13 protein-coding genes are annotated in these 13,290 nt (G+C 41.1%); 7 read left to right on the top strand and 6 right to left on the bottom strand.

Annotated elements, in window-relative coordinates; all coding sequences use genetic code 11:
- The first annotated feature begins 28 nt into the window (after positions 1-28).
- Positions 29-1,123: a D-alanine--D-alanine ligase family protein gene (locus UYK_RS0110210; RefSeq protein ID WP_009460007.1), complete on the top strand. Its 1,095-nt coding sequence runs from the start codon at positions 29-31 to the stop codon at positions 1,121-1,123.
- A gap of 177 nt (positions 1,124-1,300) precedes the next feature.
- The gene (locus UYK_RS0110205) at positions 1,301-1,948 is read left to right on the top strand and encodes a hypothetical protein (protein ID WP_009460008.1); all 648 of its coding nucleotides are present in this window, start codon (positions 1,301-1,303) and stop codon (positions 1,946-1,948) included.
- 1,239 nt (positions 1,949-3,187) lie between these two features.
- On the opposite strand, the gene UYK_RS0110200 is transcribed toward UYK_RS0110205, so the two are convergent.
- Positions 3,188-4,123: an alpha/beta fold hydrolase gene (locus tag UYK_RS0110200; RefSeq protein WP_009460009.1), complete on the bottom strand. Its 936-nt coding sequence runs from the start codon at positions 4,121-4,123 to the stop codon at positions 3,188-3,190.
- Between the two features lie 19 nt (positions 4,124-4,142).
- Positions 4,143-4,649 (bottom strand): DUF4112 domain-containing protein, encoded by a 507-nt coding sequence (locus UYK_RS0110195; RefSeq protein ID WP_026086424.1) that lies wholly within the window; start codon positions 4,647-4,649, stop codon positions 4,143-4,145.
- Positions 4,650-4,842: 193 nt separating this feature from the next.
- Between UYK_RS0110195 and UYK_RS0110190 the strand changes: the two genes are divergently transcribed.
- Positions 4,843-5,313: a hypothetical protein gene (locus UYK_RS0110190; RefSeq protein ID WP_009460011.1), complete on the top strand. Its 471-nt coding sequence runs from the start codon at positions 4,843-4,845 to the stop codon at positions 5,311-5,313.
- 157 nt (positions 5,314-5,470) lie between these two features.
- Here the strand turns inward: UYK_RS0110190 and ribH are convergent, their stop codons facing one another.
- Positions 5,471-6,049, bottom strand: a complete 579-nt coding sequence (gene ribH / locus UYK_RS0110185) for a 6,7-dimethyl-8-ribityllumazine synthase (RefSeq protein ID WP_009460012.1) — start codon at positions 6,047-6,049, stop codon at positions 5,471-5,473.
- 301 nt (positions 6,050-6,350) lie between these two features.
- The gene (gene psbZ, locus UYK_RS0110180; RefSeq protein WP_016871356.1) at positions 6,351-6,539 is read right to left on the bottom strand and encodes a photosystem II reaction center protein PsbZ; all 189 of its coding nucleotides are present in this window, start codon (positions 6,537-6,539) and stop codon (positions 6,351-6,353) included.
- 265 nt (positions 6,540-6,804) lie between these two features.
- Between psbZ and UYK_RS0110175 the strand changes: the two genes are divergently transcribed.
- The 4 genes from UYK_RS0110175 to UYK_RS0110160 all read left to right on the top strand — a co-directional run bounded on the left by UYK_RS0110175 (position 6,805) and on the right by UYK_RS0110160 (position 11,587).
- Positions 6,805-9,525 carry a CBS domain-containing protein gene (locus UYK_RS0110175; protein WP_009460014.1) on the top strand — a complete coding sequence of 907 codons (2,721 nt, stop codon included), beginning with the start codon at positions 6,805-6,807 and terminating at the stop codon, positions 9,523-9,525.
- A 291-nt stretch (positions 9,526-9,816) separates the two neighbouring features.
- Entirely contained in the window at positions 9,817-10,320 is a 504-nt protein-coding gene (locus UYK_RS0110170; protein ID WP_009460015.1) for a DNA-processing protein DprA, read from the top strand.
- 249 nt (positions 10,321-10,569) lie between these two features.
- Positions 10,570-10,995 carry an MAPEG family protein gene (locus UYK_RS0110165; RefSeq protein WP_016871355.1) on the top strand — a complete coding sequence of 142 codons (426 nt, stop codon included), beginning with the start codon at positions 10,570-10,572 and terminating at the stop codon, positions 10,993-10,995.
- A gap of 100 nt (positions 10,996-11,095) precedes the next feature.
- Positions 11,096-11,587, top strand: coding sequence for a YajQ family cyclic di-GMP-binding protein (locus tag UYK_RS0110160; protein ID WP_009460017.1), 492 nt, complete (start codon positions 11,096-11,098; stop codon positions 11,585-11,587).
- Between the two features lie 101 nt (positions 11,588-11,688).
- Here UYK_RS0110160 and UYK_RS0110155 read toward each other — a convergent pair whose 3' ends face one another.
- Complete coding sequence (locus UYK_RS0110155) at positions 11,689-12,246, bottom strand: glutathione S-transferase family protein (protein ID WP_009460018.1); 558 nt, start codon at positions 12,244-12,246, stop codon at positions 11,689-11,691.
- Between the two features lie 179 nt (positions 12,247-12,425).
- The gene (locus tag UYK_RS0110150) at positions 12,426-12,890 is read right to left on the bottom strand and encodes a hypothetical protein (protein WP_009460019.1); all 465 of its coding nucleotides are present in this window, start codon (positions 12,888-12,890) and stop codon (positions 12,426-12,428) included.
- Between the last annotated feature and the right edge of the window lie 400 nt (positions 12,891-13,290).

Below are 13,290 nucleotides of genomic sequence, written 5' to 3'. Positions count from 1 at the left end.
TGCATTTGAAGTGTGGAGGTATCTGCAAATGACAAAGTTGCGGGTAGGGTTGTTGTTTGGTGGTTGTTCTGGCGAACATGAAGTATCGATCACCTCAGCAAGGGCGATCGCAAAAGCATTGAGTTCAGGACAAAATACCAGTAAATATGAAATTTTGCCTTTTTACATTCAAAAAGATGGACACTGGTTGGCAGGAGATACACCACAACAAGTCTTAGCATCAGGAAAACCACTGTCATTGCCTAACTCTGAAACTGCAAGTTCCCAATCTCTCAGTCGTTGGGAATTTCCTCCACAAGTTGGGGAAGTCGATGTTTGGTTTCCCATTCTGCATGGCCCTAACGGGGAAGATGGTACAGTGCAGGGTTTACTAACTTTAATGCAAGTGCCCTTTGTGGGTTCTGGAGTGTTAGGTTCAGCACTGGGAATGGATAAAATAGCCATGAAAATGGTTTTTGCCCAAGCTGGATTACCACAAGTTAAATACAAAGCAGTGAACCGTTCCCAAATTTGGTCAAATCCTTGTGTTTTTCCCAAACTTTGTGATGACATTGAATTAACTTTGGGTTATCCCTGTTTCATCAAACCTGCAAATTTAGGTTCATCGGTGGGAATTGCCAAGGTGCGATCGCGTCAAGAATTAGAAGCAGCATTGGATAATGCAGCCAGTTATGATCGCCGCATCATTGTAGAAGCAGCAGTCGTTGCCAGAGAATTAGAATGTGCTGTTTTAGGAAACGATCAACCCAAAGCTTCAGTGGTAGGTGAAATTACCTATAAAAGTGAATTTTACGATTATGAAACTAAATATACAGAAGGTAAAGCAGATTTAGTCATTCCCGCAGCAGTGCCAAATGCAGTTACTCAGCAAATCCAGGAAATGGCCTTACAAGCTTTTGCGGCTGTTGATGCTGCCGGGTTGGCGAGAGTAGACTTTTTCTATGTAGAAGCAACAGGCGAAGTATTGATTAACGAGATTAACACCCTACCGGGCTTTACAGCCACAAGTATGTATCCCCTACTTTGGCAACACAGTGGTGTTTCTTTCCCAGAACTGGTTGATCAATTAATTCAACTAGCTGTTGCAAGGTGCTCTTCTGTGGAAGTAGCAGCATCAGATTAGTGATTTTCTTGGTAATACTTAAGTAGTAAATAATACTAAAAAGTGAGAATAATTCGGTTTGGGTAGTCTTATTCTTTATAAAAAGGCTACTTAAATCCGAAATTCTGTTACGGATACGTGATCGCTGACTCCTCCAGTACAATTATTGACAAGAGGGGTATACATTTGAAAGTAGTCATGGAAAATACTCAAGATGTACAGCAGCCATTGGAGGCAAAAGCACCCGTAACTGAAGCTGTAAAAAGTGGATCTGAACTACAAACAAGCAAAAACTCTCTACTACATCTGTTAGTCCAACACCCTTGGTTACTATTTGTTGGAGCATTACTGGCTTTGCTCAGTACTACTGCTATAGCAGTGTACAGTCTTGGTTACGTAGGAAGTGCAGAGCGTGAAGAACCAGAATTTGTACAACTAGAAGCAGAATCACCGATCAATACAACCCCTCAAACCACCAGAGCGTCCAATAATCCTATTTCCTTACAGATGATAGCAGCGATCGCTCTGAGTTGCGCCAGTGGATGCTTTGTCGTTTTTCTCTTGCTCAACCGTCCGAAACAGCAAAAAGTTCAAAAACATCTTCATCGGCCTCAATTACGCTGGAAACAACGCCGTCAAAAGCCCCAAGAACCACTTCCTACCAATAATTTAGCAGTGTTTGTACCACCAGTACCCGAATCTTCTCAGACACCTCCAGAAGCAAAAAAACCCATAGTTACTGTTTTGCCGCCAGAAGCAGAATTTAATAAAGATGGCAAAGACTCTTTAGCAAGCATGATGGATATTCGTAAACAGACTTCTTTGTCTGCATTGTTGCGTGAGTAAATTCTTAGAATAGTCTTTAAAAAGTAAAAAGAAATGTATAGAGTCCCCATAAACATATTTAGGGGATTTTATAGGGGAGTATTTTATCTTGCAGCAGCTTTTCACTTCGCCAAGAAATGAATTTTAAAAACTCATAGATAGGTAGGTTAGGTTTCACTGTGTTCAACCCAATAAATATAAGAAAAAGTAAACCTTAAATTGTAGTAGCGTGACACAATTAAATTTGTGCATTAATAAACCGCACCAGTCACAAAGAACACAGAGTCCTATGAAATATTAAAGAGGATATTAAAGAGGAAGTTTCAATCATGTTCCTCTATGGAAATTATGTACATTTTCCATAAGATACTAGTGATTTGAACTAAATAATTGCCATTCTGCCAAAATCAAATCCTCAGATCAAAAAATTATATTTACCTACTACAAATACCAACCATTATAGATAGGGGCTATAGCTCATGAAGGGTCATACCACCCACCCTAGATATTAGCTAAAACTGACAAAATTTAGGTAATTATCTAAACGATATAAAATTAACAAATGTCTTTCTTAGCCTTTATATAGATAATCATAAACAGTGTTCAAGACGCTACAAAATTTTGGTAAAATTATAATTTTATGTGAATAATAGGTATTTTTTCAATTTTTTTTGATGAAAAATACTTGCCAATCTGGCAACTCAGCTCCGATTTATTCAGCTAAATTAAATCCAAGATAAACGACTTCAAGGGTGTTGTTATCAGGGTGTACCACAATAGAATATCTCTTATGTGGTATACCTCTATTGAATTATTTAAAGGCAACTTCAAAATATATCTAAATATGATATGTACAAAAATTGCCTATTGAAATAAAAATGGTTTACACAAAATTAAACATTATTATAGAGGGTATTGATGATGATTTATTAGCTGTTAAATGTTGATTTTTCCTAATAACAAGCAACAAAAAATAAATACCCAATTAAATTTGACATTTACCACACCAGGAAATTACATATGTATTGGCGTTGTTGTTCCACACTTAGCCCCCTAAACAAATAACAACGTTTGTGCATATTCCTGTTCTCTTCAGTGGTAAATGTTTGGGTGGGAGTCAAAAGCGACTGGTATGCTGACTCTCACTCTTTTTTTGGAGAGATGGGGTGTGAGGGGGTGTCAACCAACAATTAACTAATAACTAATGTACAGACGCGAGGAACATCGCGTCTGTACCCACCATAAACAACCAACAACCAACTAACAGAATTGTGTATCCTGTAAAAATTCTAGTATTGCTGCATTTAGGACTTTAGAAGCACCAGTGGAAGCATCATGACAGCAATTAGGCAGAATTTCTAACCTAGAATTAGGCAGGTGTTGATGCAATTTTTCTCCATGAGCAGCAGGAAACCAACTATCTTGTTTTCCCCACAATACTAATGTCGGACAGTGGATAGAACTAAGATGATTTTGGATTTTGCTCAACAAATTGGGTTTATTTGCTTTTAGGTTCTCAATTTCCCGTACTGCTATTTGTACCTCTTCGGCTACTTTGGTAAGAGTACCCCTGAGTTCTGTGTATGGATAAGTTATCCAGTAAACATCTTCCTGTGTTAAAACAGATGGATCAAACAGCACCCGACGCCTTTCTATTGCCATTACTTCTCTGACCAATGGAGCTAGTAAATTTGCTAAGGCTAATGTATCTATTGCTTGTATCACTTCTAACGGAATTTGAGCAAGCAGTGACATACCCCAATGGGGAAGACTTTCGGCAAAAATTGGTACATTTACTACTACTAACCGTGCTATTAGTTGCGGATATTCTTGAGCTAGAGCCAGAGCAATTAATCCACCTAAAGATTCTGCCACAATTGCCACAGGCTCATCAGTTAGTGATTGAATAATTCGCTCGAATTCTATAACTTGATGACCACTGTGTTCTCTGCGTAACAATGGTTTTTCGGAAAATCCATACCCTTTGGCATCAAAACAAATTACGCGAAAATGTTTGGATAAAGGCTGAATACTGTGACGCCAATTATAACTCCAGCTACCCATGCCATGTAAAAAAAATATAGGTCTACCAGTACCTATTTCTCCATAAGCAATTTGTACAGGATAACCATGAGCATCAGAAATTGTAATACTTTGTCGCCCTTTGGGAAAAGTAACTTGCCACCAATCTTTCATTCTTTTTGTGAAAACTCATTTAACTACCAGTTAAGGTTCCCCACAGCAGTCTCATTATTATCACAGGCAATGCTACTAATACAATGGCAACAAATAGTAATCCAATTAAAACTGCGAATACAAACCACTTATTGGCACTTTGATTTTGACTAGGAAACCTTAAATATTCTTCTAGAAGTCTGACATTACGCTCATTTGCTGTCCAAGCAAAGTCAAACAAATCTCCTAATACTGGTGCAGTACCCGCCAAACCATCAATGATGATATTAAACACCATTCTCCCTAAGGTTCTTGCTGGCACACCCAGGCGCGCTGATTCTAGGATAATGTAAGCAGAAAGCATGACACCTAAAAAATCACCACCAACGGGTATAAGTCCCAAAATTGGATCTAAACCAATGCCAACACGTGTACCAGGAATAATAATGGCTTTATCTAGCAGGCGGCTAAGCTGACGTAGACGCTTGAGGGTAGGTGCTTTAGCTTCAGGATCAATAGTGGAAAAGCGACGAGATGGCTGAGACATGGAAGCGATCGCGTGTCTGTGATGAAATCCTAAACATTCTACTCCTATGCTGGGAGTTTGCAAGTATTTTTTGCTATAAGTAACAATATTTACAAAAAAATTTGGTAGTCGGTAGTTGGTAATTGGTAATTGGTAATTGGTATTTTTCTTCTCCATTACCCATTACCCATTACCTATTACCCATTACATTATTATGAGTCAAGAATTAACACAGCAGTGGTTAAATGAAATCCAAGCGTTGAAACAGCAAGTGGCACATTTGCAAAAAGAACGGGATGCTGCTTGGGAAAGTGCAGAAAAATGGCGAAAACTCTATAACACTGAAGCAGAACAACGCCGTACAGATGCTCAACTCTCCAAACAGGCGATCGCATCATTGCAAGTACAAATTCAACGTTTACAAGGTATTGAAGCAGCACAACTCAATGATGGTGTAGCGACAGCAGCTATTCAGCAAGAAATAGCCCAAATTCAATCAATAGAGGAATTAAAAGCTAAACTAGTTGCTACCATCAAAGAACGCGATCGCTTACAACAGGCGTTGAAAAATGAACAAGATGAACATGCCCAAACTCGTAAAAGCCTAACTACCGCCTTGGGTGATGCTATTGATAGCCTAACGCGCCAGCGCACACAAACAGGGAAAGAAACAGAGAAGATTTAACTGTTTCGGCGTAAGTTTTCCAATAAAACTCTGATTCTAGATAGAGGCAATTCAGGAATTGCCTCTACAGCCTTTAGTTTGGCAAGTCCTAAAAAAAGAATTGCATAAATACAAACAAGGAATTGAAAATCCCACCTCTTAATTTTAAAAATGGGAGTTAACCCAGTTCTTCCCCAGATGGCGAAAGTTCACCTGCACTGGCACTTTTGAGCGAAGCAGGTAAGGATTGAGAATTGCCAGCGTATGGCTGAGCTAGTTTAGAACGCAACTGACGCATGAGGCTACCCATTTCCAGGGCTGACATAGCATAGTCCCAGCCATGATTACTTTTGATACCAGCCCGTTCTAAAGCTTGTTGCATGGTATCAGTCGTCAAGATGCCAAAAACTACTGGTACACCAGTTTGAAAGGAAGCAGCAGCAATACCTTTTGCCACCTCAGAGGAAACATAATCAAAATGAGGTGTTTGTCCTCGGATGACAGCGCCCATACAAATGATGGCATCGTAGCGTCCAGAAAGAGCAAGTTGGCGCGCTACTACTGGAACTTCAAAACTCCCTGGAACCCAAACATAATCTACTTGCGAACCATGAGGATCAACATCGACACCGTGGCGTTTCAAGCAATCTTGACACCCCTCTAGTAGCTTTGTGGTAACTAGATCATTGAATCGTCCAATTACCAATGCAAACCGCAAAGGTTCTGTCTGCGTAAAAGTTCCCTCGAAAACTGCCATGACCGCCTCTAAATCAACTATACTCTTGCCACTATATACATTTCTTCTGTTAAGACAACAGGAGCAAAGAAGATGGGGGGATGGGGAACTCACCGACTCGTGGAGGGGATTAGGGGGAGTGGGGAGGTGGGAGGAGTGGAGATGTTCTGTTTGTCTTGCTTTTCCCCTGTGTCCCCCGTGTCCTCCTTGTCTCCCTTGTCCTCTGTTTCCTCCTGTTCTCCTTTTCCCCCGTATCCTTTGATTGCTCCTGTTGCCCCTGTTGTTTTTATGCTATTAACTAGTTGTGTGTGGCGGCAGTTGCTTAAACTACGAAAAAGCTCAAGAGTGCAACTAAAATTACTAAGCCAATCCAAGCACCAGAACCAAGCCACAGCAATTTTTTCGACTCATTCCAGTTTTGCGGAGTGGCATAAGCAACAGGAACGCCAATCACCATCGCAAAAGACACAAGTACCAGAGCTAGCAAAGCAATTTGGAATATAATACTCATTTTCCCTTCTCCCAAGACAGCGAAGATTCTTAAAGATAGAATATTTACAGGGTTAAACCAATGTTCTTCCTTATTGTTAAGCTAGCAGAAATTGCAACATTTTAGTCATCTGTCCTTTGTCATTTGTCATTAGTTCAATGACTAACAGAGCATCCCAATTTTTCCAAAACACAAAACGAAGTAGCTCAGATTAAGGCTCTGTGTTCCTTTGCGTTAGCCTCTGCGTTTAAATATGCTCCCATGACCAATGACTAATGACTAAACTATGGATTTAATTCTTTGTCATACAACAGCTGATTTTGATGCCTTGGGGGCGGCGATAGGGCTGACACGTTTGCTCCCAGGTAGCAAGATTGTGTTAACTGGCGGCGCTCACCCACCAGTGCGTGATTTTTTGGCATTATATCGGGATGAATATCAGTTGATTGAACGGCGTTCTGTTAATGGGAAAAAAATTCGTTCTCTGACTGTAGTAGATACTCAATATCGCGATCGCCTGGGTAAAGCAGCAGAATGGTTAGATTTACCCCATATTGAAGAAATCATAGTTTATGACCATCACCTCGAGCAACATGGTGATATCCCCGCAACAAAATTACACATTGCCCCTGTAGGTGCTACCACAACTCTGATAGTGGAAGAATTGCAAAAACAGCAAATTTCCCTATCGACAGCAGAAGCAACGGCTATGGCGCTGGGTATCCATGTTGATACAGGTTCGCTGACCTATGACCACACTACACCACGAGATGCCCTCGCCTTAGCTTGGTTGATGCAGCAAGGAGCAAATTTATCAGTTGTTGCTGAGTATGTAGAACCTGGCTTATCTCCTCAATTACAGCAGCTATTATCAGAAGCACTTGACAAGTTGCAATATTTATGCATAAGAGGTTGTACTATCGCTTGGGTAACACTGGTAACAGATGGTTATGTACCAGGTTTATCGAGTCTAGCCTCCGAATTAATGGAGTTGACAGAAATAGATGCTTTATTGTTAGCGAACAAATATTCTGTCGGCGAGGATGACTCACGCTTAACAGTAATTGGGCGATCGCGAATTCCTGATGTCAACCTCAACCAAATCTTTCAACCATTTGGTGGCGGTGGACATTCGCAAGCAACATCACTAAATCTGCGGGGTGTAAATTGTCAAGAAATACTCAATCAGCTATTGGAAGGATTAAAAGCGCAAATACCCCATCCACCTATAGCACGAGATTTGATGTCATCCCCGGTTCGTACGATTCGCCCGGATACCACAATTGAGGAAGCACAGCGAATTTTATTACGCTACGGACACTCTGGTTTATCTGTAGTCGATGCCCAAGGCCAATTATTAGGTATTATCTCGCGTCGGGATATAGATATTGCTCTGCACCACGGTTTTAGTCATGCACCCGTCAAAGGTTACATGACGATCAACCTGAAAACAATTAGTCCTGATACTACCTTGCCAGAAATTGAGTCATTAATGGTGACTTATGATATCGGAAGATTGCCTGTATTAGAACACGGGCAATTAGTAGGTATAGTCACCCGCACTGATGTGTTGCGGGAGTTGCATCAGCAAAATGATCACGAGAGGAGGAGAGGAAGGGAAGGGGGAAGACAAGAAGAAGAGGATGTTGAGATTCCGACATTGGGAGAATTGCGCGATCGCCTGAATCCCAAACTCTGGGAATTACTCACCAAAGCATCTGCTCAAGCTAAGCAACGGGGTTGGCATTTATATTTAGTAGGGGGAGCAGTACGCGACTTACTTCTGGCTAAAGAAGCATCTGGCAGCTTGTTAATTCAAGATATCGATTTAGTAGTCGATGGGTTTCACAAAGCCGCAGATGTCGGTGCTGGTGTAGAGTTAGCCAAGGCACTCCAGCAACTTTACCCAGCAGCACGGCTAGAGATTCACGGTGCTTTTCAAACTGCTGCTTTACTTTGGCACAAAGATCCAGAATTAGATTCTTTATGGCTAGATATTGCTACTGCTAGAACAGAGTTTTATCCTTACCCAGCTGCAAATCCCGAAGTCGAAGCTAGTTCTATTCGCCAAGATTTGTATCGGCGTGACTTTACCATTAATGCCTTAGCACTGAGACTTACGCCTCCTCGGGCTGGCAAACTTCTGGATTTTTTTGGTGGTTTGCTAGATTTACAAGCAAAGCAAATTCGTGTTTTACACGCCAACAGTTTTATTGAAGATCCTACCCGGATATATCGGGGTGTACGCTTTGCCGTGCGTTTTGGATTTAAAATTGAACCGCAAACAGAAGAATATATCCGTTATGCGATCAACAGTGGTGTTTACGATCGCACTACCAAAGAAAATCATAAAACCCCTGCACTGCAAACCCGCCTGAAAGCAGAAATTAAACACATCCTGGAAGCAACTTATTGGCAAGCTGCTTTAGAGTTACTCGGAGATTTGGGGGCGTTACAGTGTATTCATCCGAGTCTGAAAACACTAGATGAAAAGTTATTGCGGCAATTACGGTTGCTAGAACGCTGTTTACGCAAATTTGATCCTGAACAAATTCTGCTGACTCACTGGCAGATGCGCCTAGAAGCCATGATCGCTTATCTCACCCCAGCATATCGGGCAAAGGTGGCAAAGAATCTGCAATTACAAGAAGATAGCATTGAGCGCTTGCAAAAATTAGCTCAAGCACAAATTGAGATCACAAATGCTCTACCCACTTGTCAGCTTCCTAGCCAAGTGGTGAAGCTACTAAGAGCCTACGATTTACCAATGCTGATTTTAGTGGCTTTACACAGTTCCCGCCCTATTAGAAAGCTCCTGTGGCATTATTTAACAGTTTGGGCGAATATTCGGCCTATTTTAAATGGTAATGATTTAAAGAAACTTGGTTACAAACCGGGGCCACAGTATCGGCAAATGCTCGATGAACTACTGGCTGCAACCTTGGATGGAGAGATTCGCGATCGCACTCAAGCAGAGAAATTTTTGGCACAACACTATCCTCAGTAGTTTATTGGGTTGAAGTTGGTTCCACTGCGTTGTTAGCTTGCGATTCTAAACTGAGTAGCTGTTTGCTTGGTCTGTGCCATAAACTGAAAAAGCAGAAGTGCGCTCGTCAAAATATACCTTCTGCCCTCTGCCACGCCACCTGCTACAACGGAGGGAACCTCCAAGGGCGCAGTGGCTCCTCTGCCCTCTGCCTTCCTTCAAAAATCGTAGCTATATATAACTTAAAGCAGCTTTGCGTTTGCTCTCAGTCTGATAGAATATCTAGGTTGTTTAATCTGATTCCGTCCGTCTTTGAGTCAGTCAATAGACCTTATCAACATCGATACATTAGCCCAAGAACTGGCGACCATCCAGCAAACTGGTTCTAAACGAATCGCCTTATTGGGTTCCCGTCATGTCCCGATTACACATCAAAATCTGATTGAGATGATGACTTACGCCCTGGTTTTATCAGGCAACCAGATCATCACCTCTGGTGCAACGGGTACAAATTCAGCTGCGATCAAGGGAGCAATGCGGGCCGATCCCAAATTGTTAACTGTGATTCTGCCCCAAAGCTTGGAACGCCAACCCTATGAATCCCGCCTGCAACTCGAACAAGTTATGCATTTGGTGGAAAATCCTAGTAACGATCATTTGTCCCTCGCAGAGGCTAGTTACCTGTGCAATAAGGAGATTGTCTCCCGTTGCCAGCAATTAATTTGCTTTGCGTTTCATGACAGTGGTACTCTGTTGCAAACTTGTCAAGAAGCAGAAGAAAATAGAAAATTGGTGACGCTGTTTTACTTCGATTAGTCATTAGTTCTCATGCCAGCGGTACATTCCCTCCAAAACTTATTAGGAGTGAGTTTTGTCAACTGTAAGACTAGTGACTCTTAAGTAATGGCTAAGCGTAAACATGATGGACACATTGTAAGTCAGGAAAACTGTCTTGCAAGTGTCCCTAGGTTGGTTTAGCTGTTAACAAGATAAGCAGCTAATTTAAATTTTGGATCTTAGACTGGGAGTTTAATTTTTTATAAATAACTATTATAAATTTTACTTATGTTGATGCAATTATTGCCATCTCCTGTTTCTGCAATTTTTCTGTATGCGATCGCTGCTGCGGCTGTGCTGATTTATCTACCCTTTATATTGGTAAGCTATGCCCGTGCGCGTGTAGGCTATGATCTATATGCTCCCCGTGCTATGTTTGATAAACTGCCACCCTATGCTCAAAGGGCAACCTGGGCACATCAGAACTCTTTTGAAACATTTATGATATTTGCTGCCGCAGCATTAATGGCATACATCACAGATGTAAATTCTCCCACAGCAGTAAGAGCAGCTATTGCCTTTTTAGTAGCACGATTTTTTTACTCAGTTTTTTATATTTTAAATATTCCCATTTTGCGATCTCTCATGTTTGCTATCGGTTGCCTGAGTACTGCTACGATTTTTGTACTAAGTATAACCAAAGCTACAAGTTAGTTATTTTTTTGTTGTTTGTTGTTTGGAAGAATCATTAACAACGAACCAGTAACTAGCAGCTACCAACTCTTAACAACTAACCATCTACTACTTTTTTCCTATGGCTTCTACATATTCCTTTGATATTGTGAGTGATTTTGACAGACAAGAATTAGTTAATGCTGTCGATCAAACTGCGCGAGACATTAAAAGCCGTTACGACCTCAAAGATACTCAAACTACAATAGAGTTGGGTGAACAAAGCATCGTTGTTAACACTGATAGCGAATTCACCTTAGAATCTGTACACAATATCTTGCGAGAAAAAGCCGCCAAGCGCAACCTTTCTCAAAAAATCTTTGATTTTGGTAAAGTTGAATCAGCTAGTGGCAACCGTGTTCGTCAAGAAATCAAATTGAAAAAAGGCATTAGTCAAGAAATTGCCAAGCAAATTTCTAAGTTAATTCGTGACGAATTTAAGAAGGTGCAAGTCTCAATTCAAGGTGATGCTGTGCGTGTCAGTGCAAAAAGTAAAGACGAGTTGCAAACTGTCATTCAACGTATAAAACAAGAGGACTTTCCTGTAGCTTTGCAATTCACAAATTACCGTTAAATTCGGTGAGTTGTGATTTGTTAGGTGCTACTTGTGAGTTGTTAGTTGTTAGTTATTAGTTGTTAGAGAAACATATCAACAACCAACAACCAACCAAATCTTTATCTACGAGAACCGATAGTTGCTTGAAAAGCAGGGCGTTCAGACAGCCGTTTCATATAGGTAAATACAGCTGGGTAGGAACTCAAGTCTATCTTTAACATAATGGGAATAAAAGATAAAACTGACCCTACAGCAATATCAGCAACAGTAAATTTTCCACCTACCAAAAATAGTTGACGTTGGAGAATTTCGTTGAGGGGAGTCATCAGACGAGGCATTTCTCGCTCACGATTGGTTTCTACAAATATGCCTGTAGCCAAGGTGGAATTAGCAAAAAAAACCCACTGAGTTATTTTTGCTCTTTCTTCTGGTGAGTGCTGGAATTTACCATACTTTTCATCCAGATAAAGTAAAATTGCTCCTGATTCCCAAAGTTGCAAATCACCATCAACAATTGCTGGCACTTTCCCCATTGGGTTAATTGCTAAGTATGCTGGTTGACGATGTTCTCCAGCTTGCATGTCTAGCTTAACAAATTCGTATGGGATTCCCAATTCTTCAAGATACCATTGCACAATTGAGGCACGACTACGAGCGGCACCGTAAAGTTTCAGCATAGATGTATTGTTGGTTGTTGGTTTTTTGTTAGTGGTTAATAGTTAGCGGTTAGTGGTTGGTTGTTGGTGGTTGTTTGTTGCTTGTTAGTTGTTAGTGGCTAATGACTTACTACTCCCTATCACTCCATCTCCCCATTCCCCCTAATCCCCACCAGGGGTCGGTGAGTTCCCCACCTCCATTAAAGAACCTTATGAGTGTGGGAATGCTGTTTGACGTTGTCTTCTTTAGTGACAACTCGAGTTGCGTTCAGTACACGTTTGCGTTCGGTGGAATATTGAAAATCTGTATAGGTAGTGCCAATAGGGACTAAGGATTTTGCCTTTTCCTTGCGCTTGTAGGTGCGTGCAGCTGCAAAAGTGCGTTGCACAAATTCATCACTAAACTGAGCTGTCTCCGGAAAATGGGATGGCTTTTGCAGTGTATCACCATCCACAACAGTTCCTAAAGTTGTGGCACAAGCAAACTTGTAGGAAGTAGGAATTCCTTTGACAAGCGCTTCTAAAGCAGCCGAGGGAATAGGTTCTATAACTTCAACTTGATGAACTTCTCCGTCTTCTTTAATGAAGCACGTGGCTAAACCGATGACTACGTAATCTTCGCTTGTGAGATCAGGTGCATTGGGGTAAGAAACTGCTGTCGCCATAAGAATTTTTTTTCAAAACTATAAGTTCAACCAAGTACAGTCTGAATGGTTTGTTGGCATTCACTCTAGTACTTTATCCCTTTTACCAATTCTTTGAACAACAATTTAACAGCTTTGGCTGCGACTTCAAGGGGCGACAAGCAAGTTAAAGTGCTTGCTGTATAAGCTTCATAACCCTTAAACCTCGCTGATAATATGCCTACTTGTTGCAAATGGAACCGACTAGTTCATTCTCAATAAGCACCTGATGTTTTCAGGGGGTTTATCCCTCCTAAACCTTTAGCTAGTAGCTAGCTTGGTTTAGAGGCGGTTTAGAGGCGATTGTCGCACCTTGAACAAAAAAATAACAAAAGCCCCATCTGTTGTTTAGTAAGCAGAGGGGGCTTTTTGATGATTAAAA

It is taken from the genome of Fischerella thermalis PCC 7521 (assembly GCF_000317225.1).
Classification (GTDB): domain Bacteria; phylum Cyanobacteriota; class Cyanobacteriia; order Cyanobacteriales; family Nostocaceae; genus Fischerella; species Fischerella thermalis.
The sequence above is the reverse complement of the archived record's forward strand: the minus strand, read 5'-3'. Positions and strand labels throughout refer to the sequence as shown.

Bases quoted from the DNA above. Each gene is read 5' to 3' on its own strand.
- psbZ (WP_016871356.1), bottom strand. From the start codon at position 6,539: ATGAGTATTATATTCCAAATTGCTTTGCTAGCTCTGGTACTTGTGTCT.
- ribH (WP_009460012.1), bottom strand. From the start codon at position 6,049: ATGGCAGTTTTCGAGGGAACTTTTACGCAGACAGAACCTTTGCGGTTT.
- UYK_RS0110150 (WP_009460019.1), bottom strand. From the start codon at position 12,890: ATGGCGACAGCAGTTTCTTACCCCAATGCACCTGATCTCACAAGCGAA.
- UYK_RS0110200 (WP_009460009.1), bottom strand. From the start codon at position 4,123: ATGAAAGATTGGTGGCAAGTTACTTTTCCCAAAGGGCGACAAAGTATT.
- UYK_RS0110160 (WP_009460017.1), top strand. From the start codon at position 11,096: ATGGCTTCTACATATTCCTTTGATATTGTGAGTGATTTTGACAGACAA.
- UYK_RS0110175 (WP_009460014.1), top strand. From the start codon at position 6,805: ATGGATTTAATTCTTTGTCATACAACAGCTGATTTTGATGCCTTGGGG.
- UYK_RS0110205 (WP_009460008.1), top strand. From the start codon at position 1,301: ATGGAAAATACTCAAGATGTACAGCAGCCATTGGAGGCAAAAGCACCC.
- UYK_RS0110195 (WP_026086424.1), bottom strand. From the start codon at position 4,649: ATGTCTCAGCCATCTCGTCGCTTTTCCACTATTGATCCTGAAGCTAAA.
- UYK_RS0110155 (WP_009460018.1), bottom strand. From the start codon at position 12,246: ATGCTGAAACTTTACGGTGCCGCTCGTAGTCGTGCCTCAATTGTGCAA.
- UYK_RS0110210 (WP_009460007.1), top strand. From the start codon at position 29: ATGACAAAGTTGCGGGTAGGGTTGTTGTTTGGTGGTTGTTCTGGCGAA.
- UYK_RS0110190 (WP_009460011.1), top strand. From the start codon at position 4,843: ATGAGTCAAGAATTAACACAGCAGTGGTTAAATGAAATCCAAGCGTTG.
- UYK_RS0110165 (WP_016871355.1), top strand. From the start codon at position 10,570: ATGTTGATGCAATTATTGCCATCTCCTGTTTCTGCAATTTTTCTGTAT.